Consider the following 18131-nt stretch of genomic DNA (forward strand, 5'->3'; position numbering starts at 1 on the left):
CGTGGGCGCCGTGGGCGCCGTGGGCGCCGTGGGCGCCGTGGGCGCCGTGGGCGCCGTGGGCGCCGTGGGCGCCGTGGGCGCCGTGGGCGCCGTGGGCGCCGTGGGCGCCGTGGTCAGCGGATCCTTCCGCGTGCCTTCAGGGGCACCGAAGGAAGCTCCGGCGCAGACAGCGGAGTCCCCTCGTACCCCTTCACCTCCCCGAACCGGGTCCCTGTCATCCAGTCCTCACGAGCCTGCACGATCTCTTCCTGGGACCGTCCGATCCAGTTCCAGAACATGATGAGCTCCTCCTCGAACGGCTCACCGCCCAGGAGCATCAGGCCGGCGTCCGACTCGGCGCGCAGGGGGAGTCCGGTGCGGCCGCAGCCCAGGTAGAGCATCGAACCGGTCAGGACCGGCACGCCGTCGACCTGGGCCTCGCCGGACATGGACAGCACGGCGTACTCGAAGTCCGGGTCCAGCGGGAGACGCACGTCCGTCCCGCGATCGAGCGCCAGGTCGGCGCCGACGATCGGGCTGTACGCCGTGCCGGGCGAGGTCGCGCCGTCGAGCTCGCCGAGGATCACCGTGGCTCTCAGACCCGGTGCCGTGACGACGGGCAGCTCGGCGTGGTGTTCGAAGCGCGGGTCGGTGTGCCGGTGGCTGTCGGGCAGGGCGACCCAGAGCTGGGCTCCGTGCAGGAACCGGGCGTGCGACCGGGGGCTCTCCTCCGAGTGGCTGATCGCCCGGCCGGAGGTCATCAGGCCCAGTTCGCCGGGGCGAATCAGCTGCAGGCTGCCGGTCGAGTCCCGGTGCAGCACCTCCCCCTCGTGCAGCCAGCTCACCGTCTGCAGGCCCATGTGCGGGTGTGGGGGCACCTGCATGCCGGGCTCGTCGGCGATGTCGTCGGGGCCGTAGTGATCGACGAAGCACCAGGCGCCCACCATGCGGCGGCCCAGGTTCGGCAGCAGGCGGCGCACTTCGGTGGACTCGCCGAGCCTGACGCCGCGAGGGCTGAGGAGTTCGCGCACGGGCTCCGCCACCACGAAACCACGGCCGCCGCACACGGCAGGAACCGCCTCGCGATCAAGATTGCTCATGGCGCCCAACCTAGACCCGCGGGGGCTGTTCCGTCAGCGCGTCGCCCGGCCTGCGTCAGGAGGCCGCCCGGTCGGGCTCCGATCACCGGGGCCGGACGACAGCCGCCCCGGGTGGTGGAATTTTCAACCATCTGGCTCTGTTGTCGGCGGGGAAGGAGGTCACGAGTGGACAGCACGTACTACGAGCACGGAACGCCGGCGGAGCGCTGGGAGCGCGCGCGGACGTTCTTCGACGCCAGCGACTACGTCGCCGCGGCACGCGTCCTGGACGGGCTGGTCGAGGAGGTGCCGGAGCAGACCGGACCCCGGCTGCTGCTGGCGCGCGCTTACTATCACTCGGCCCAACTTCGGCGCGCCGAGACCCAGTTGCGCCTCATCGTCGAGCGCGACCCGGTGGAGCACTACGCCCGGCTCATGCTGGGGCGCACCCTCCAGCGGCAGGGGCGTCACGAGGAGGCGCAGTCGCATCTGCGGATCGCCTCGGCCCTCGCCGGCGACTTCGAGTCCGTCTGAGGCGGTGACCGCCCGCTCGGGGCCCGGTTCCCGAGGGGAGCCGGGCTCCTTGGCGTGCGGGGCGGCAACCCGGTCTGGCGGTGGGCAGGACGTCAGGCCGTGGCATGCTGGCGTGATGGCATCTCCCAGCCCGCGTACGCCCGTTGCCGAGCAGGTCGAGGAACTCCTGGCCCCGGGAGGCCCGTTGCCCATCGTGGCGGCGGGTGACCTGGTGCTGCGACGCGGCACCCCGCCGTTCGACGGCCAGTTGGAGCCCGCGCTGCTCGCCCGGTTCGTCGAGGCACTGCGCAGCACCATGCACGCCGCGCCGGGCGTGGGCCTGGCCGCGCCGCAGGTAGGTGTGCCGTTGCGGATCGCGGTCGTCGAGGACACGGCACCGGTGCCCCAGGAGGTACGGCAGGCCCGCGGGCGGGTGCCGCAGCCGTTCCGCGTGCTGGTCAATCCGTCCTACGAGCCGGTCGGCACCGCGCGTGCCGCCTTCTTCGAAGGCTGTCTGAGCGTCCCGGGCTGGCAGGCGGTGGTGGCGCGGCACGCCACGGTGCGGCTGCGGGCCCACGACGAGCAGGGGGCCGCGGTGGACGAGGAGTTCAGCGGCTGGCCGGCGCGGATCGTGCAGCACGAGACGGACCACCTCGACGGCCTCCTGTACCTCGACCGCGCCGAGCTGCGCTCGCTGTCCTCGCACGAGGCGATGGCGCGGCTCTGGACGCAGCCGACACCGAAGGAGGCCGCGCGGGCCCTGGGCTTCGAGCTGCCGTAGCGCACCGCACCGGCCCGCCGGGGCGGTCAGCAGCGGTACCCCTCCAGCAGCCGCAGCCACACCTCGCTGATCGTCGGGTACGAGGGGACCGCGTGCCACAGGCGGTCGATCGGGACCTGTCCGGCGACGGCGATGGTCGCCGAGTGGAGCAGTTCGCCGACACCGGGGCCGACGAAGGTGACGCCGCGCAGGATCTCCTCGTCGAGGTCGACGACCATGCGGGCGCGGCCACGGTAGCCGTCGGCGTACAGGCCGGCCCCGGCGACCGAGGCGAAGTCCACGTCGACGGCACGGACGCGGTACCCGGCCTGCTCCGCCTCCGCCAGCGACAGGCCCACGGCGGCGGCCTCGGGGTCGGTGAAGACGACCTGGGGGACGGCATGGTGGTCCGCCGTCGAGGCGTGCGCTCCCCAGGGATCGGTTTCCAGCAGGGGCACGCCCGCGGCCCGGGCGGCGATGGCGGCACCGGCGATCCGGGCCTGGTACTTGCCCTGGTGGGTGAGCAGGGCCCGGTGGTTGACGTCGCCGACGCCGTACAGCCAGGTGCTGCCGGTCACCCGCAGCGTGTCGTCCACTTCCAGCCAGGAACCCGGCTCCAGGCCCACGGTGTCCAGGCCGAGGTCCTCGGTGCGGGGCGCGCGTCCGGTGGCGAAGAGGATCTCGTCGGCCTCGATACGGTCGCCGGTGCCGGTGACCGCGACGACGGTGCCGTTCTCCCGGGTCACCCACTCCAACGAGGTGCCGGTGCGGACGTCGGCGCCGGCCTCGGTGAGCGCCTCGGCGACCAGCTCACCGGCGAAGGGCTCCATGCGGGACAGCAGTCCCTTTCCGCGTACGAGCACGGTGACCCGGGAGCCGAGGGCCTGCCAGACGGTGGCCATCTCGGTGGCCACCACTCCGCCGCCGACCACGATCAGCCGTCCCGGCACCTGCTTGGCACTGGTGGCCTCACGGCTGGTCCACGGCTTGACGTCGGCCAGGCCCGGCAGGTCGGGCAGCTGGGCCCGGCTGCCGGTGCAGACCGCGACGGCGTGCCGGGCGGTCAGCACCGTCCGCTCGCCGTCCGGGCCGGTCACCGTCACCGTGCGGGCACCGGCCAGACGGCCGTGCCCGCGGTGGAGTTCGGCGCCGATGCCGTCGACCCACTGGACCTGGCCGGTGTCGTCCCAGTGGGAGGTGAACCCGTCCCGGCGGGCGAGGACCGCGGTCGCGTCGAGGGGGCCCTGCACCGCCTGGCTCAGGCCCGGCAGGCGGCGGGCGTCGGCGCGGGCGATGACCGGGCGCAGCAGTGCCTTGCTGGGCATGCAGGCCCAGTACGAGCACTCGCCGCCGACCAGCTCGCTCTCCACGATCGCGGTGGCGAGGCCGGCGGCGCGCGTGCGCTCGGCGACGATCTCCCCCACGGGTCCGGCACCGAGCACCACGACGTCGTACGCGATGGATTCCGTTTCCGTCATGGGGTCAGTCTGTCGGGTGGTGTGCCAGGTGGCCACACGGGTACGCGCGCGGAATAGCCGTAGGGTCGGCCGTGTTGTGCCGACGGCTTCGCCCCGACACCAGGAAGAGGGAATTCGCCATGAGCAGCACCGTGGAGCTCACCAAGGAGAACTTCGACCAGACGGTCACGGACCACGACTTCGTTCTCATCGACTTCTGGGCGTCCTGGTGCGGGCCGTGCCGTCAGTTCGCGCCGGTCTACGAGAAGGCGGCCGAGGACAATCCCGACCTGGTCTTCGGGAAGGTGGACACCGAGGCCCAGCCGGAGCTGGCGGCGGCCTTCGGGATCCAGTCCATTCCGACCCTGATGATCGTCCGCGACCAGGTGGCCGTGTTCGCACAGCCGGGCGCGCTGCCCGAGGCCGCCCTCACCGACGTGATCGGGCAGGCCCGCAAGCTGGACATGGACGAGGTGCGCAAGGCGGTCGCCGAGCAGCAGGCGCAGGCGGAGCAGGACGGCCAGTAGGGGCTCCTCACCACGGCATCCGTACGGCCGGCTGTCACAACCCGGTACGGCCGGCACGACCCGGCAGGGCTTTCCCACGGCGCGCAGGGCCCCTCCGCGATGGCGGAAAGGGGCCCTTCCGTGTTCCGGCCCGCCCGGTCCCGATCCCCTGTCCGCCTCGCCGTGTTCCGGCCCGGTCAGCTGGATTCGCGGTGGACCACCGTCGCGCCCAGCGCCTTGTGCGTCTCGGGCACGGCGCCGGGGTCGCGCACGGCCCGGTCGACCAGTTCGGCGAGGTCGCGGCCGGAGGGCAGTTCGAGGTGGACCGTGCTGAGCCGGGGGCGCAGCAGCCGGCCCAGCATGAGGTCGTCCGCGCCGATCACGGCCGTCTCCTCCGGGATGCGGACACCTTCGTCCTGCAGGGCGCGCATCAGGAGCATCGCGTACTCGTCGTTGTAGGCGAACACCGCGTCCAGGCCGAGGCCGCGCCAGCGTGCGGCGAGCAGGGCCGCGGCTCGCTCCTCGAAGGCGAGGGGCAGCGCGGTGACCGTGCCGTCGGTGCCGTGCAGGGCACGGCGTACGCCGTCGAGGCGGGGCCGGGAGTAGGGCTCCAGACCGGGTTCCCCGGGCACGACCACGCCGATGCGGCGCCGGCCGCGGGCGTACAGGTGGGCGCCCGCGCAGTGGCCGACGGACTCGTGGTCCATGAGCAGGGCGTGGGCTCCGTCGACGGGCTCCGGTCCGAGGATGACCACGGCGCGGGCGCCGGAACGCTTGAGCACCGCCACCCCGTCGGGGCCGAGGCCCGAGCCGGGCACCAGGACGGCGACGGGCCGAAGCTCGGCCCAGGCCCGGGCGGCCTCGTCACCGTGCAGGCCGACGGTGCCGTACTGCACGACGGTGTAGTCGAGGCGCCCGAGGGCCCACTGGAGTTCGTTGATGAACTGGCTGTAGAGGGGGCCGGCCGGAATGGCGGGGGCGGGCATCAGCACCATGCGGCTGTGCCCGGCGCGCAGGCTGCGGGCGGCGGCGTGCGGCACGTACCCGAGTTCCCTGGCGGCCTCCTGGACCCGGCGGCGCGTGGGCTCGCTGATCCGCACGGCACCGGTGTTGTTCAGGACGTAGGAGACGGTCGCGCGCGAGACGCCGGCCAGGCGCGCCACGTCGGCGCTCGTGGGCGCGGAGCGCGGTCCGGGCGGCGGGGGCGCGGGCGGTTTCGGTATCTGCACCATGACGCACCGCATCTTGGCAGAAGCCGGGGCGGCGGCAGGGGGCGGGTCCGGGACGGGACGGGGACGAGACAGGGACGGGAAGGAGACGGGACGGGGACGGGGCGCCCGACCCACTGGCGAACACGTTCGTAACAAACTTGTTCGCACCGAACATGTTCGTTACCGTGTCGGCATGACAGCACGCCCCACGAACCCGCGCAGCCGCCGTGAACGTCCGGCCAAGCCCGCTCTGACCAGGGAGGGCATCGTCGCCGCCGCCGTCGCCGTCCTGCGCGCCGAAGGCCTGGAGAAGGTGACGATGCGACGCCTGGCCCAGGAGCTCGACACCGGCCCGGCCTCGCTGTACGTGTACGTGCGCAACACCGCCGAGCTGCACGCGGCCGTTCTGGACGAGCTGCTCGGCACGGTCGGGCCGCCGTCCGCCGAGGGCAGCTGGCGTGACCGTCTGGAAGGACTGCTGACCGCGTACACCGCGATGCTCTTCGAGCACCCGGGCATCGCCCGTTCCGCCCTCACGGCGCGGCCCAGCGGCCCGCACTACCTGAACCTGATCGAGACGCTGCTGGTGCTGCTCGCCGAGGGCGGGGTGCCGCCCGCGCAGGCCGCATGGGGTGTGGACCTGCTGCTCCAGCACGCCACCGCCACGGCCGCCGAACACAGCGGGCGCGACGCCTCGGGCTCCGTCCAGGACGAGTGGGACGCCCTGACCCGCGCCCTGCACGGCGCCTCGGAGCGGACCCATCCGCACATCGCGGCACTCGCCGGCCCACTGCTGTCCGGAACGCCCGAGGACCGTCTGTCCTGGGGCCTGCGAACGCTGATCAACGGGATCGAACGCACAGCCGTTCCCGACTGACCCGACCAGCCACTCCCATCCGACCCCAGGAGGGTCCCATGGCCATGCCCCATCACCCCATAGCCGTGATCGGCGCCGGACTCGGCGGGCTCACCCTCGCCCGCGTCCTGCACGTGCACGGCATCGAGGCGGCCGTCTTCGACCTCGACGCCTCCCCCTCCGCCCGCACCCAGGGCGGCATGCTCGACATCCACGAGGACTCCGGCCAGGAGGCGCTGCGTGCCGCCCGGCTGCATGAGCGGTTCCGGGAACTCGTCCTGCCGGGCGGCGAGGCCACCCGGGTCCTCGACCAGCACGCCACGGTCCTCATGGACGAGGCCGACGACGGCACCGGCGGGCGCCCGGAGGTCGACCGCGGCGACCTGCGCGGCCTCCTGCTCGGCTCACTGCCCGAGGGCACCGTCCGCTGGAACGCCAAGGTCACCGGCGCGCGGCCGCTGGACGGCGGACGCCACGAGGTGACCCTCGCCGACGGTTCGGTCTTCACCACCGACCTGCTGGTCGGCGCCGACGGTGCCTGGTCGCGGATCCGGCCCCTGGTCTCGGCCGCGCGGCCCGCCTACAGCGGCGTGTCGTTCGTCGAGGCCGACCTGCTGGAGGCCGACGTACGCCACCCGGTGACCGCCGAGGTGGTCGGCACCGGGTTCTTCTTCGCGCTCGGCGCGGGCAGGGGCTTCCTGGCCCACCGCGAGACCGACGGCAGCGTGCACGTGTACGTGGCGGTCCGGGCCCCTGAGGACTGGCTCGACGGTATCGACTTCACCGACACCGAGGGAGCGAAGGCCCGACTGCTGGAGCACTTCGCCGACTGGGACAAGACCCTGCGGGCCCTGATCAGCGAGGCCGACGGCGCGCTGGTGCCGCGGCGGATCCACGCCCTGCCGGTCGGTCACCGCTGGGACCGCGTCCCCGGCGTCACGCTGCTGGGCGACGCCGCCCACCTGATGTCCCCGTTCGCCGGCGAGGGCGCCAACCTCGCCATGCTCGACGGCGCCGAACTGGCCCAGTTCCTGGCCGCCCGGCCGGGCGACGTCGAAGCCGCGCTGGCCGCCTACGAGGAGAAGCTCTTCGCGCGCGGCGAGGCCGCCGCGGCCGGATCGGCCGCCAACGCGGACCTGCTCTTCCGCGACGACGCGCCGCAGGGGCTGCTGGAGATGTTCGCCGACCACGGCTGAGCCGAGCTCACTTCTGCGGCTCGGCACCCCTGTCGGTGCACGCACAGGTCACGCGCGCGACCAGGTCGTGCCAGCCGGCCTGCACCCGCTCCATCGGCATCCCGCACTCCTTGGTCAGATGGTGGACCAGAGCGGGGTCGAGATATCCCATCAGCGTCTGCGCGAGGAGCTCGCTGTCCGCGTGCGGAACCACTTGCCGCAGCAGCATGGCCAGGTGGGCGTGGTGAACCTGGCGGGCCGGTACGGAAAAGCGTCGTTGCGGCCCGGGATCGGCCGCGAGCTGCAGCTCCAGCTCGTCGGCGGCCCGCCGCAGGGCGGCGCAGCCGAAGGCGCTCAGCCGCTCCCGTGGCGGCGCGCCCGGGCCCAGCGGGGGCGGACCGCTGAGGAACGCGGCCTGGAATTTTTTCTCGGAGTGGTCCAGCAGAGCCCTGAGCAGGCCGGTGCGGTCGCCGAAGCGGCGGAAGACGGTGCCCTTGCCCACGTTGGCGGCCGCCGCCACGGCCTCCATCGTGACGGCGCAGGCGCCGTGCTCGGCCACCAGGCGGGCGGCCGCGTCCAGCAGCCGGGCCCGGTTGCGTGCCGCGTCGGCCCGCAGGCAGGGCTCGTCCTCACCGGCGCCGAGTTGGATCAGCACCGGCGTCTTCACGGGCTCCTGAGGGTCGGCAAAGGGCGGCGGGGCGCTGGGCATGAAGACAGCGTAAAGCATGGGGAACAAAACTGGACCGCGGTCCGGTTATCCTGGTAGGAAATTAACCGGACCTCGGTCCGGATCGTGACGCCAGTGTTTCAGCCTCTTGTTTGGAGTCCCCCATGTCTGTTCGCATCCTCGCGCTCGTCGGCAGCCTTCGGGCCGGTTCGCACAACCGTCAGCTTGCCGAGGCGGCGGTGAAGCTCGCCCCCGAGGGCGCCGAGGTGGAGGTGTTCGAGGGTCTGGCCGACATCCCCTTCTACAACGAGGACATCGACGTCGAGGGCAACGTGCCGGCCGCCGCCGCCAAGCTGCGCGAGGCCGCCCGGGCCGCCGACGCCTTCCTGCTCTTCTCCCCCGAGTACAACGGCACCATCCCGGCCGTTCTGAAGAACGCCATCGACTGGCTGTCCCGCCCCTACGGCGCCGGCGCCTTCGGCGGCAAGCCCGTCGCCGTCATCGGCACCGCCTTCGGCCAGTACGGCGGCGTCTGGGCGCAGGACGACACGCGCAAGGCCGTGGGCATCGCAGGCGGCAAGGTGATCGAGGACCTCAAGCTGTCGATCCCGGGCTCCGTGACCCGCTTCGCCGAGACCCACCCGGTCGACGACGCCGAGGTCGCCGCGCAGCTGACCGAGGTCGTCGCCCGCCTGCACGGCCACGCCGGCGAGGCCGTGGCCGCCTGACCGGCCGACCGGATCACCGGTGGGCGCCGAACCGGTGCGCACGGGAAGGGACCGGCGCTCTCGCAGCTCCGGCCCCTTCCCGTGTCCGGACGGCGCGGGGCGGTGCAGGGCAGGGGGCGGTGCAGGGCGCAGTGCAGGGCAGGGGCGGTGCTGTGCGGTGCAGGGCGGTGCAGTGCAGGGCAGGGGCGGTGCTGTGCGGCGCGGCTCGGCTCGGCTCGGCTCAGTCCAGCTCGGCGAGGCGCCGGACGGCCCGGGACGCGAAGCGCTCGATCCACCCCGCCGGCTCACCCACGCGCGGCGCGAGGATCACCGTGTCGACACCGAGCTTCGTGTATCCCTCGACGTCCCGCAGGAAGGCGTCGAGGTCCTCGTCGGTGACCGCCTCGCCGGTGCAGGCGATCGTCTTGCGGATCGCGTCGTAGTCCCGCCCCACGGCGTCGCAGTGCCCGCGCAGCACATCGAACTTGTGCCGCAGCTCCTGGGGGGAGGCGGGGATCAGGTTGCAGGCGTCGGCGTACTGGGCGACGAGGCGCAGGGTCTTCCGCTCGCCACCGCCGCCGATCAGGATCTCCGGGTGCGGCGAGCTCAGCGGCGGCGGCACGCACAGGGGCTCGGTGAGCCGGTAGTGCTTGCCCTCGAAGGGGCCAACCGCCTGCGGGTCCCACATCCGGAGGCAGATCCGCAGGGTTTCCTCCAGCCGTTCGAAGCGCTCCGCGAGCGGCGGGAAAGGCACGCCCAGGCCGTGGTGCTCCCGCTCGTACCAGGCCGCCCCGATGCCCAGCGTGGCCCGTCCGCCGGACAGCACGTCGAGCGTGGTGGCGATCTTCGCGAGGAGTCCCGGGTACCGGTACGTCACCCCGGTCACCAGCGCGCCGAGCTGCACCGTGGAGGTGTGGGCGGCCAGAAAGCCCAGCGTGGTGTACGCCTCCAGCATGGGGTCCTCGGCGCCGCCGTTGAACTCCATCTGGAAGTAGTGGTCCATGACCGACAGCCAGCTCACGCCCGCCGCCTCGGCCGCCTGTCCCGCGGCGGCCAGTTCGGCGCCGAGGGCGGCGGCGCCTTCCGTGTGGTTGAACCGGTTGATGTGCACGCCGACCCGCATGGCCGTCTCCGTTCGCCCGGACCGTCACCGTCCCTTGCGACGCTAGGTCTTCGAGCGTGCTCCAAGTCAAGGTTCACCGCCGTGTCGGGCCGGACGGTCACCGGGCGGACTGCGCCGAACGGCCGGGCGCGCACCGGCATCGGACCGGGCGACCCGAACCGGGTGACCGGAATATGCGGGTCCACAGTGCCGTCGGCGGGGAACGTGCTTGGTGGGGTGGTGTCCGCGGACCTGACGCCGTCCCGCACCGTGGCCGTACGAGCCGCCAGGATCTCGCGCAAGGAGGAACCATGACGCCCGTCCCGCCCCCGTTCGACCCCGAGCTCACCGCAGCCCTGGAGACGCTCAGGGACATGCTGCCGCCGCGTTTCACCATGGAGGACGTCGAGGCGGCACGGCAGGGCCCGGGCATGGAGCTGCTGGACGCGCTGGACCTGACGATGGACGGCGCCTTCGAGGTGGAGGACCGTGCGGTGCCGGGTCCGGAGGGTGCACCCGACATCTCCCTGCTGATCTGCCGCCCGACCGGGCCGCGGCCGGACGTGCTCCGGCCCGTCATCTACCACGTCCACGGCGGGGGCATGGTCCTCGGCAGCAGCAGGGTCGGCGTCAACGCGCCCCTGGCCTGGGCGAGGGAACTGGACGCGATCGTGGTGTCGGTGGAGTACCGGCTGGCGCCGGAGCATCCGCATCCCGCGCCGGTGGAGGACGTGTACGCGGGCCTGCTGTGGACGGCGGAGCACGCCGGGGAACTCGGCGGCGACCCCGGGCGGATCGTCATCGCCGGGGCGAGCGCGGGCGGTGGACTGACCGCCGCGCTCGCCCTGCTCCTGCGGGACCGCAAGGGCCCGCGGCCGATCGGGCAGATGCTGATGTGCCCCATGCTGGACGACCGCAACGACACACCGTCCGTCCACCAGATGGCGGGCACGGGCGTGTGGGACCGTGCGGCCAACGAGACCGGCTGGACCGCGCTGCTGGGCGACCGGCGCGGCGGCCCGGACGTGTCACCGTACGCAGCCCCGGCCCGCGCCGAGGACCTCTCCTCCCTGCCGCCCGCCTTCCTGGACGTCGGCTCCGCGGAGACCTTCCGCGACGAGGTCGTCACGTACGCCTCGCGCATCTGGCAGGCCGGCGGTGTGGCCGAACTCCACGTCTGGCCGGGCGGCTTCCACGGCTACGACGCCTTCGCGCCGCAGGCGGCACTGTCGCGTGCCACGCGAGCGGCGCGCACGGACTGGCTGCGCAGGCTGCTTGCGGCGGCCGTCAGCGAGAGGGCGTGAGCGGAAGGTCGTCCGTGTACCCGTTCACCGGTCGCTCGATCTTCTCGACCGTACGGGCGTCGAGCGCGGCCTCGGCGGTCCTGGTGCCCAGGGTGCCGTGGGGGTGCCAGGTGCCGGTGACGGCCACCCAGGTGTTGGCGGGCAGGGCGGGATCACCGTAGATCCGTACCTTCACGGACTGGGCGTCCGCGGCGCAGCACGAGATGATGATCCGGGTCAGGTACCAGCTGCCGCCCCGCTTGTCGGGCGTGACGAAACCGGTCATCCGGATGCTGCGGCCCTTGATGGACTGCGCGCGGTCCTGCTGCGCCCGGCCGGTGAACTCGGAAAGGGTCATCGGGACCGGCGAGGTCGTGGGCAGCGGGTCGAAGTGCTTCTGCTGCGCGACGGCCTTGGGGGCCTCGCGGGAGGCGGTGTACGCGCCGAGGGCCGGCGGGGCGTAGAAGAGCAGACTCAGTGCGGGCAGGAACAGCAGCCAGGCGACGCGGGGGACGGTCGAGTGGTCGTGGCCGTGCGCGTGCCCGTGGTCGCTTTGGTCGTGGCCGTGAGGGCTGCCTTCCCGGTCGTGGCCGTCGTCGTCGGGGACGCCCGCTTCGTGGGTGCCCGGGTCGTGGACGCCGGCACCGGGCCCCGCGCTCTCGTGACCGGTGCCGTGTTCGTCGGTGACCGGCGGCTTCGGGCGTGACACCGCCTCCGCCACGCCCAGCACGAGCAGTACCGCGCCCGACGCGATGAGCATCGGACGCATTCCCTCCCGGACGTATCTCAGGCACAGGTCGGTGAAGAGGGAGACGTGCAGCAGGCCGAGGCCGCTGAGTACGAGCAGGGTCACCTGCAGCGGGCGTTTCACAGCAGGGCCCCTCCGATCAGCACGCTGGACAGGACGGCGACGACCGTGGTGGCAGCGGAGAACCGGGACGCGAAGGCCCGGCCGAACGTGCCCGCCTGAAGGGCGATGAGCTTCAGGTCGACCATGGGTCCGACCACCATGAACGTCAGCCGCGCGAGCGGCGAGAAACCGGTGAGCGAGGCCGCGACGAAGGCGTCGGCCTCCGAGCACACCGCGAGCAGCACGGCGAGCCCTGCCAGGAACAGCACCGACAGCCAGGGCGAGCCGGAGAACGTGTCCAGCACGGAGCGCGGGACCGCCACGTTGAAGGTGGCGGCCGCCATGGCACCGACCACGAGGAAGCCGCCCGCGTGCAGGAAGTCGTGCTGGAAGCCGAGCCGGAACTCCGTCCAGCGGCTGTGTCCCGGCCGGTGTCCGGTGTGCCGCACGGTCGGGCGGAGCCACTTCTCGCGGCCCAGGAAGAGCCACAGCCAGCCCATGACGGCGGCGGTGGCGAGCGAGGCCAGCAGCCGGGCCAGCACCATGGCGGGGTTGCCCGGGAAGGCGATGGCCGTGGCGGTCAGCACCACCGGGTTGATCGCGGGCGCCGACAGCAGGAACGCGAAGGCGGCGGCCGGGGTGACGCCCCGGCCGATCAGGCTGTTGGCGACCGGCACCGACGCGCACTCGCAACCGGGCAGCACGGCCCCGGCGACCCCGGCGACGGGGACGGCGAGCACCGGCCGCCTGGGCAGCACCCGGGTGAACACCCGCTCCGGCACGAACGCGTTGATGGCGCCGGACAGGGCCGTACCGAGCAGCAGGAAGGGCAGTGCCTGCACGGTGACGGCGAGACAGACGGTCCGCCAGGCCTGCAGGGCCGGAGCATCCGACCACCGCCCGACGACGAAGACCACCACGCCGGGAAGCACGGCGGCACCCAGCAGCAACAGCGGCCAGAACCGGGGCCAGCCGCGTGCGGGTGTCGCGCCGGCCGCGGCCGGGGCCGCGACGGCGGCCTGCGCCTCCCCGGCCAGTTCATCTGTCGTCTGCATACCGGCTCCGTCTGATCGGATGTTCGGCTCGAAGATAGCGGGCGACGGGCCCGTCTCCGTGCCGCACCCGCAGACGAACCCCCGAGCACACCCGTCCGCACGGGTCAGGGACGGTGGTGCGGGTCGACGGTCGGGCGGGTGTTCAGGCGGGGGTCCGTCGATGCGGGTGGCGAGGGAGTCGAGGAGTTGGTCCACGCATCGGCGGTGGTCCGCGCGCCGACCGCGCGCGTCGCCACGGACGCCGTCGCCCCGACGGCCGTCAGTAGCGCTGGGCCTTGGCCAGGCGGGGCGTCACTTGCTGCCCGGCGGACTTCCGGCTGAACGCGATGGGCTCTGCCCGCTGTCCGGGTTTGAGGTTCTGCGCACCGACGTATCTGGTCTCGACGACATGGCCGCCCGTGTCCTCGAAGTCGATCTGGACGGCGTACGAAGCGGTGTGACCGCTCTTGTTGGTGATGGCGACCAGGACGGCGGTCACACCTCCGGTCTGTGCCTTGGGCAGCCCGGTCATCGCGACTTCGGAGATCGCGTTTCCGCGCCCCTGAACGTTCTTGAGCTCCTTCTCCGCGGTCGCGGCGGCCCGGGCGGTGTCGGCCGACACGGACGCCTCGAACTCCGAGGCGCGCGCCGCCGCGGAGGAGGCCGCGGCCGAGGCCGAGGCGCGTGCCGAGGCGATGGCGGACGACGCGGAGGACGCCGGCGCGGAGGGGATCGTCCCGGAGAACGACGCCGTGTTCGGCGCCGATGGGGTGAGACCGGTGGAGGCGCCCTTGTTGCCCTTGCCGGAGCACCCCGAAACGGCGCCCGCCACGACGACACAGGCCAGAGCAGCTACCAGCAGCACGGAGATTCGGGAGGAACGATCGGGCATGGCGTCAGCGCTTCCTGCGAGAGGGACTGCAGCCCATCGTCGGTGGTGCGGGCACGGCACGCGATTCGGGGAGCCCGTCCGGGGCGCACGGGGGCGGCGGCGGCTTCGGCGGCACGGTCGGATCCGGGCCGCGGGGGCCTCCAGGACAGCACGCGACGGCGACCGGCACACGACGCGAACTCCCGTTCCGTGCCTGGGTCGTTCCGCTGCACTCCTTCTGACGTTACCGTTCAGTAGACAACGCGCTCCCGGAGGTGTCCCGCATGACGCTCGACCGTGCCGCAGGTCTGGCCGAGACCGCCCGTGCACTGGCCGACGGGGAGGTGTCGTCCCGCGGGCTGGTCGAAGAGGCCCTGGCGCGGATCGAGGCGACGCAGCCGTCCCTGAACGCCTTCCGGATCGTGCGGGCCGAGGCCGCGCTCGTCGAGGCCGACGCGGCGGACCGGGATCTGGCCGCCGGGGTGCGGCGCCCGCTGCTCGGGGTGCCCGTTGCGGTGAAGGACGACATGGACGTGGCGGGCGAGCCGACCGCGTTCGGCTGCCGGGGCGAGTTCCCGCCGGTGGCCGAGGACGGTGAGGCGGTACGGCGGCTGCGCGCGGCCGGCGCCGTGATCGTCGGCAAGACCAACACCTGCGAGTTCGGGCAGTGGCCGTTCACCGAAGGGCCGGCGTTCGGCGCGACCCGCAACCCGTGGGACACCGACCGCACACCGGGTGGCTCGTCGGGCGGTTCGGCGGCCGCGGTCGCCGCCGGGCTCGTCCCGGCCGCGCTCGGCTCGGACGGCGCCGGCTCGGTCCGTATCCCGGCCGCCTGGACGCATCTGATCGGCATCAAGCCGCAGCGCGGCCGCATCTCCACCTGGCCGCGCGGAGAGTCCTTCCAGGGCATCACGGTCAACGGCACCCTGGCCCGCACGGTCCGCGACGCCGCCCTGCTGCTGGACGCGGCGAGCGGCAACGACCCGCGGGACCCGCACCGGCCCCCGGCCCTCGACGTCCTCGCGGCGGTGGGCCGCGACCCCGGCCGGCTGCGCATCGCGCTCTCCCTCAGGCCGCCCTTCACCGCCGTACCCGCACGCCTCGATACGGAGGTACGGGACCGGGTGGTCCGACTCGCCCGGAAACTGGAGGAGTTGGGACACCACGTGGAGGAGGCCGATCCGCCCTACGGGCAGATCGGGCTGACCTTCGTGCCCCGCGCCACGGCCGGGATCGCCGAGCGGGTCCGCGACGCGCCCGATCCCGCCCTGCTCGACCCGCGCACCCACGGTGCCGCGCGGCTGGGCCGGCTGCTCGGAGGGGTTCCGCTGCGGGCGGCCCGGCGGGCCGAGGCGGTCCTGCACCGGCGCATCGGGGCGTTCTTCGAGTCGTACGACGTGGTCCTCGCGCCCACGACGGCCGCTCCCCCGCCGCGGATCGGCGCACTGCAGAACCTCGGCGGCCTGGCCACCGACCGGGCGATGATCGCCGCCTGCCCCTACGCCTGGCCGTGGAACGTGCTCGGCTGGCCCGGTGTGAACGTCCCCGCCGGCTTCGTCACCGACGGGGGCGCCTCCCCGTCCGGGCAGAGCCGGGACCTCGCAAGGCTGCCCGTGGGCGCCCAGTTGCTCGGCCCGGCGAACAGCGAACCCCTACTGGTCGCGCTCGCCGCGCAGTTGGAGGCGGAGCTGCGCTGGCACGAGCTGTGGCCGCCGGAGAGCGCCGCCGAGGACTCCCCGGCCACCCCGGCCGTCTAGGTGTGCTGTCCGGCCCCACGTGCCGGGCGCGGGCATCCCGGGTCCGGCCGTGCCGTCGTGGGAGTGCCGCGCCGGTGCGGACGTGCCCGTCCCGACGCGCCCGTCCGGACGTGCCCGTGCGTTCCCGGCCGCACTTCACCGGCCGTGGAACCGCGTTCCGCCCGTACGCTGTGACCATGGACGATGCGTCGATGGTCGGGCTGATGGGGCGGGTCACCGGAACGGTCGGGCCCGGGCTCGTCGGTGAGGTGATCGTCCGGGTGCGCGGCGGCGCGGAGCACTTCCTCGCCCATCCGGCCGACGGATCGGGCCGGATCGAGCGGGGCACGGTGGTGATGGTCGTCGAGTACCTGCCACCGAGGACGGTCTACGTCGCGGCCGCCTACGACAGTTGAGCCCGCTTCGCCGCAGGTGAGAGCCTTACGCGTCAAGATTGCAACAAGGATCCGTCAGCGTCTTCACCCGGGGCTTGCCCAGGAGCAGACTCCCTTCGTTCGGTGCCGGAAGGGCACCATGCAAAGGGGGCGTATGCCGATGATCGTCGGCGTCGTTGCGGGGGTGGCGGTCGTTGCCGTCCTCGTTGTGATCGGTCTGTTCAAGATGATGTGGCGTGTCGCGGAACCGAACGAGGCACTGATCATCTCGGGCTCCAAACACAGGACCGAGGGGCTCGAGGAGGGCATGGGATTCCGCATCGTCACCGGGCGCGGCACTCTGGTGCTGCCCGGGGTGCAGGCGGTGCGCAAGCTCTCGCTCGACCTCAACGAGACCGAACTTCACGTGGACTGCGTGACCCACCAGGGAATTCCGCTGAAGGTGCGGGGCGTGGTCATCTTCAAGGTGGGCGACGACTTCGTGTCGATCGCCAACGCGGCACGCCGTTTCCTGGACCAGCAGAAGCTGATGTCGGAGCGGGTGCACAACGTCTTCGCCGGTCATCTCCGGTCGATCGTGGGCGGGTTGACGGTCGAGGACATGATCCGCGACCGGGAGAAGCTGACCGGGCAGACCCGGGCGGCGTGCGGTACGGAGATGGAGAAGCTCGGCCTGATCGTCGACTCGCTGCAGATCCACGAGATCGAGGACCCGACCGGCTACATCCAGAACCTGGCCGCCCCGCACGCGGCGGCGGTCCAGCGGGACGCGCGCATCGCGCAGGCGGAGTCGAACCGTCTCGCCACCGAGGCGGAGCAGCAGTCGTTCGCCCGGATGGCGGAGGCCACCCGGGACAGCGAGATCCTGCAGGCCGGCTATCAGGCCGAGCGGGACAAGGCGGCGGCGAAGGCCCGGCAGGCCGGTCCGCTCGCCGACGCGGGCGCCCGGCAGGAGGTCGTCGTCCAGGAGACCCGGGTCGCCGAGCTGGAGGCCCACCGGCGGGAGCAGCAGCTCCAGGCGGACGTCCGCAAGCCGGCGGACGCCAAGGCGTACGAGAAGCGCACGCTGGCCGAGGCCGAGCGCGATGCGCGGATCTCGGCGGCGCAGGCCAAGGCGAAGGAGACGGAGCTCGCTGCGGCGGCCGAGGCGACCCGGGTCAAGACGGCCGCGGGCGCCGAGGCGGAGGCCACGAAGACCCGGGGTACCGCCACGGCCGCGGCGACCCGGGCCACCGGTGAGGCCGAGGCGGCCGCCGCCCAGGCCAGGGGCCTGGCGGAGGCCGAGGCGACCAAGGCGAAGGGTCTGGCGGAGGCCGAGGCCATCAAGGCACGGGCGGCCGCCCTCGCCGAGAACCAGGAGGCCGTCGTCGCCCAGCAACTCGCCGAGAAGTGGCCGGAGATCGTCCAGGCCGGCGCGTCCGCCTTCGGCAACGTCGACAACATGGTGCTGCTCAACGGCGCCGACGGCATGGCCGAGTTGTTCGCCAAGGCGCTCACCATGGGCGGCACCGGACTGGGCCTCGCGCGCCAGCTGCTCGCGTCGATGAACCAGAACGGGCAGAGCCCGAACGGCACCTCACCGTCCCTCAACGGGGCCGTGCCGCCTGTGGCGCAGAAGCAGAAGGTGCCGGTGGACGGCACCGAGGGTGAGAACAGGAAGGGCTGAGCACCGAGCGGCGGAACGGACAACGCATTCGGGCCGTCCCGGTCCCGCGGTGGCGCGGACCGGGGCGGCCCGTGCGTAGTGCGGCGCTCGAACGCACCGGGGCAATCCGAACGCAAAGTGAGAGACACACCCGGGCTGTGCCATGAGTGGTTGGGAATCAGGTGTGCAGACGTTAAGGGCGTAAGGGAAACTCGCCCTGAAGTGGGTAAATTCCAGTGCATTGCTTACTGAAGGGCGATGAACTCACCGGTGCTGCCAGGTATCTGTCTGACCGTCAAGGGTTT

General features: G+C 72.9%; 18 protein-coding genes. 10 read left to right on the forward strand and 8 right to left on the reverse strand.

Annotation, left to right across the window (positions count from 1 at the left end):
* Positions 1 to 113 precede the first annotated feature (113 nt).
* Positions 114 to 1079 (reverse strand): pirin family protein, encoded by a 966-nt coding sequence (locus AB0A61_RS14760; RefSeq protein WP_361291568.1) that lies wholly within the window; start codon positions 1077 to 1079, stop codon positions 114 to 116.
* Between the two features lie 165 nt (positions 1080 to 1244).
* Between AB0A61_RS14760 and AB0A61_RS14765 the strand changes: the two genes are divergently transcribed.
* Positions 1245 to 1592: a tetratricopeptide repeat protein gene (locus AB0A61_RS14765; protein ID WP_361291570.1), complete on the forward strand. Its 348-nt coding sequence runs from the start codon at positions 1245 to 1247 to the stop codon at positions 1590 to 1592.
* A gap of 115 nt (positions 1593 to 1707) precedes the next feature.
* A complete protein-coding gene (locus tag AB0A61_RS14770) occupies positions 1708 to 2352 on the forward strand; it encodes a peptide deformylase (protein ID WP_361291572.1) in 645 nt (214 codons plus the stop codon).
* A 26-nt stretch (positions 2353 to 2378) separates the two neighbouring features.
* On the opposite strand, the gene AB0A61_RS14775 is transcribed toward AB0A61_RS14770, so the two are convergent.
* The gene (locus tag AB0A61_RS14775) at positions 2379 to 3809 is read right to left on the reverse strand and encodes an NAD(P)/FAD-dependent oxidoreductase (RefSeq protein ID WP_361291574.1); all 1431 of its coding nucleotides are present in this window, start codon (positions 3807 to 3809) and stop codon (positions 2379 to 2381) included.
* Positions 3810 to 3928: 119 nt separating this feature from the next.
* Here AB0A61_RS14775 and trxA point away from each other — a divergent pair, with 119 nt between their 5' ends.
* Positions 3929 to 4315 carry a thioredoxin gene (gene trxA, locus AB0A61_RS14780; protein ID WP_361291576.1) on the forward strand — a complete coding sequence of 129 codons (387 nt, stop codon included), beginning with the start codon at positions 3929 to 3931 and terminating at the stop codon, positions 4313 to 4315.
* A 176-nt stretch (positions 4316 to 4491) separates the two neighbouring features.
* On the opposite strand, the gene AB0A61_RS14785 is transcribed toward trxA, so the two are convergent.
* Positions 4492 to 5526 carry a LacI family DNA-binding transcriptional regulator gene (locus AB0A61_RS14785; RefSeq protein ID WP_361291578.1) on the reverse strand — a complete coding sequence of 345 codons (1035 nt, stop codon included), beginning with the start codon at positions 5524 to 5526 and terminating at the stop codon, positions 4492 to 4494.
* Between the two features lie 172 nt (positions 5527 to 5698).
* Here AB0A61_RS14785 and AB0A61_RS14790 point away from each other — a divergent pair, with 172 nt between their 5' ends.
* Together AB0A61_RS14790 and AB0A61_RS14795 are read left to right on the forward strand one after the other, a co-directional pair.
* Positions 5699 to 6382: a TetR/AcrR family transcriptional regulator C-terminal domain-containing protein gene (locus AB0A61_RS14790; RefSeq protein ID WP_361291580.1), complete on the forward strand. Its 684-nt coding sequence runs from the start codon at positions 5699 to 5701 to the stop codon at positions 6380 to 6382.
* Between the two features lie 38 nt (positions 6383 to 6420).
* Positions 6421 to 7557, forward strand: coding sequence for an NAD(P)/FAD-dependent oxidoreductase (locus AB0A61_RS14795; protein ID WP_361291582.1), 1137 nt, complete (start codon positions 6421 to 6423; stop codon positions 7555 to 7557).
* Between the two features lie 7 nt (positions 7558 to 7564).
* On the opposite strand, the gene AB0A61_RS14800 is transcribed toward AB0A61_RS14795, so the two are convergent.
* On the reverse strand, positions 7565 to 8245 hold the full coding sequence (locus AB0A61_RS14800) for a helix-turn-helix domain-containing protein (RefSeq protein WP_361291583.1): 681 nt from the start codon (positions 8243 to 8245) through the stop codon (positions 7565 to 7567).
* 122 nt (positions 8246 to 8367) lie between these two features.
* Between AB0A61_RS14800 and AB0A61_RS14805 the strand changes: the two genes are divergently transcribed.
* On the forward strand, positions 8368 to 8931 hold the full coding sequence (locus AB0A61_RS14805) for an NAD(P)H-dependent oxidoreductase (protein ID WP_361291584.1): 564 nt from the start codon (positions 8368 to 8370) through the stop codon (positions 8929 to 8931).
* A 220-nt stretch (positions 8932 to 9151) separates the two neighbouring features.
* Here AB0A61_RS14805 and AB0A61_RS14810 read toward each other — a convergent pair whose 3' ends face one another.
* Positions 9152 to 10033 (reverse strand): LLM class F420-dependent oxidoreductase, encoded by an 882-nt coding sequence (locus AB0A61_RS14810; RefSeq protein WP_361291586.1) that lies wholly within the window; start codon positions 10031 to 10033, stop codon positions 9152 to 9154.
* 290 nt (positions 10034 to 10323) lie between these two features.
* On the opposite strand from AB0A61_RS14810, the gene AB0A61_RS14815 reads away from it, so the two are divergent.
* Positions 10324 to 11316 carry an alpha/beta hydrolase gene (locus AB0A61_RS14815; protein ID WP_361291588.1) on the forward strand — a complete coding sequence of 331 codons (993 nt, stop codon included), beginning with the start codon at positions 10324 to 10326 and terminating at the stop codon, positions 11314 to 11316.
* Here AB0A61_RS14815 and AB0A61_RS14820 read toward each other — a convergent pair.
* The 3 genes from AB0A61_RS14820 to AB0A61_RS14830 form a co-directional block, all read right to left on the reverse strand.
* The gene (locus tag AB0A61_RS14820; protein ID WP_361291590.1) at positions 11300 to 12166 is read right to left on the reverse strand and encodes a TIGR03943 family protein; all 867 of its coding nucleotides are present in this window, start codon (positions 12164 to 12166) and stop codon (positions 11300 to 11302) included. The two genes, AB0A61_RS14815 and AB0A61_RS14820, sit on opposite strands and share 17 nt — an antisense overlap.
* Complete coding sequence (locus tag AB0A61_RS14825) at positions 12163 to 13200, reverse strand: permease (protein WP_361291592.1); 1038 nt, start codon at positions 13198 to 13200, stop codon at positions 12163 to 12165. The genes AB0A61_RS14820 and AB0A61_RS14825 overlap by 4 nt, the downstream gene beginning before the upstream one ends.
* 259 nt (positions 13201 to 13459) lie before the next feature.
* Positions 13460 to 14071 carry a hypothetical protein gene (locus tag AB0A61_RS14830; protein ID WP_361291594.1) on the reverse strand — a complete coding sequence of 204 codons (612 nt, stop codon included), beginning with the start codon at positions 14069 to 14071 and terminating at the stop codon, positions 13460 to 13462.
* Positions 14072 to 14334: 263 nt separating this feature from the next.
* On the opposite strand from AB0A61_RS14830, the gene AB0A61_RS14835 reads away from it, so the two are divergent.
* From AB0A61_RS14835 to AB0A61_RS14845, 3 genes are all read left to right on the forward strand, one after another.
* Positions 14335 to 15807 (forward strand): amidase, encoded by a 1473-nt coding sequence (locus AB0A61_RS14835; protein WP_361291596.1) that lies wholly within the window; start codon positions 14335 to 14337, stop codon positions 15805 to 15807.
* A gap of 176 nt (positions 15808 to 15983) precedes the next feature.
* Positions 15984 to 16202 carry a hypothetical protein gene (locus tag AB0A61_RS14840; protein ID WP_361291598.1) on the forward strand — a complete coding sequence of 73 codons (219 nt, stop codon included), beginning with the start codon at positions 15984 to 15986 and terminating at the stop codon, positions 16200 to 16202.
* A gap of 133 nt (positions 16203 to 16335) precedes the next feature.
* The gene (locus AB0A61_RS14845; RefSeq protein ID WP_361291600.1) at positions 16336 to 17847 is read left to right on the forward strand and encodes an SPFH domain-containing protein; all 1512 of its coding nucleotides are present in this window, start codon (positions 16336 to 16338) and stop codon (positions 17845 to 17847) included.
* Positions 17848 to 18131 lie beyond the last annotated feature (284 nt).

It is taken from the genome of Streptomyces sp. NPDC046197 (genome assembly GCF_040646295.1).
In the GTDB taxonomy this organism is placed as follows: domain Bacteria; phylum Actinomycetota; class Actinomycetes; order Streptomycetales; family Streptomycetaceae; genus Streptomyces.

What these genes read in the sequence shown, in the direction of transcription:
- AB0A61_RS14770 (WP_361291572.1), top strand. Translation starts at nt 1,708, where the DNA reads ATGGCATCTCCCAGCCCGCGTACGCCCGTTGCCGAGCAGGTCGAGGAA.
- AB0A61_RS14760 (WP_361291568.1), bottom strand. Translation starts at nt 1,079, where the DNA reads ATGAGCAATCTTGATCGCGAGGCGGTTCCTGCCGTGTGCGGCGGCCGT.
- AB0A61_RS14825 (WP_361291592.1), bottom strand. Translation starts at nt 13,200, where the DNA reads ATGCAGACGACAGATGAACTGGCCGGGGAGGCGCAGGCCGCCGTCGCG.
- trxA (WP_361291576.1), top strand. Translation starts at nt 3,929, where the DNA reads ATGAGCAGCACCGTGGAGCTCACCAAGGAGAACTTCGACCAGACGGTC.
- AB0A61_RS14800 (WP_361291583.1), bottom strand. Translation starts at nt 8,245, where the DNA reads ATGCCCAGCGCCCCGCCGCCCTTTGCCGACCCTCAGGAGCCCGTGAAG.
- AB0A61_RS14840 (WP_361291598.1), top strand. Translation starts at nt 15,984, where the DNA reads ATGGACGATGCGTCGATGGTCGGGCTGATGGGGCGGGTCACCGGAACG.
- AB0A61_RS14795 (WP_361291582.1), top strand. Translation starts at nt 6,421, where the DNA reads ATGGCCATGCCCCATCACCCCATAGCCGTGATCGGCGCCGGACTCGGC.
- AB0A61_RS14775 (WP_361291574.1), bottom strand. Translation starts at nt 3,809, where the DNA reads ATGACGGAAACGGAATCCATCGCGTACGACGTCGTGGTGCTCGGTGCC.
- AB0A61_RS14790 (WP_361291580.1), top strand. Translation starts at nt 5,699, where the DNA reads ATGACAGCACGCCCCACGAACCCGCGCAGCCGCCGTGAACGTCCGGCC.
- AB0A61_RS14785 (WP_361291578.1), bottom strand. Translation starts at nt 5,526, where the DNA reads ATGGTGCAGATACCGAAACCGCCCGCGCCCCCGCCGCCCGGACCGCGC.
- AB0A61_RS14830 (WP_361291594.1), bottom strand. Translation starts at nt 14,071, where the DNA reads ATGCCCGATCGTTCCTCCCGAATCTCCGTGCTGCTGGTAGCTGCTCTG.
- AB0A61_RS14835 (WP_361291596.1), top strand. Translation starts at nt 14,335, where the DNA reads ATGACGCTCGACCGTGCCGCAGGTCTGGCCGAGACCGCCCGTGCACTG.
- AB0A61_RS14805 (WP_361291584.1), top strand. Translation starts at nt 8,368, where the DNA reads ATGTCTGTTCGCATCCTCGCGCTCGTCGGCAGCCTTCGGGCCGGTTCG.
- AB0A61_RS14815 (WP_361291588.1), top strand. Translation starts at nt 10,324, where the DNA reads ATGACGCCCGTCCCGCCCCCGTTCGACCCCGAGCTCACCGCAGCCCTG.
- AB0A61_RS14845 (WP_361291600.1), top strand. Translation starts at nt 16,336, where the DNA reads ATGCCGATGATCGTCGGCGTCGTTGCGGGGGTGGCGGTCGTTGCCGTC.
- AB0A61_RS14810 (WP_361291586.1), bottom strand. Translation starts at nt 10,033, where the DNA reads ATGCGGGTCGGCGTGCACATCAACCGGTTCAACCACACGGAAGGCGCC.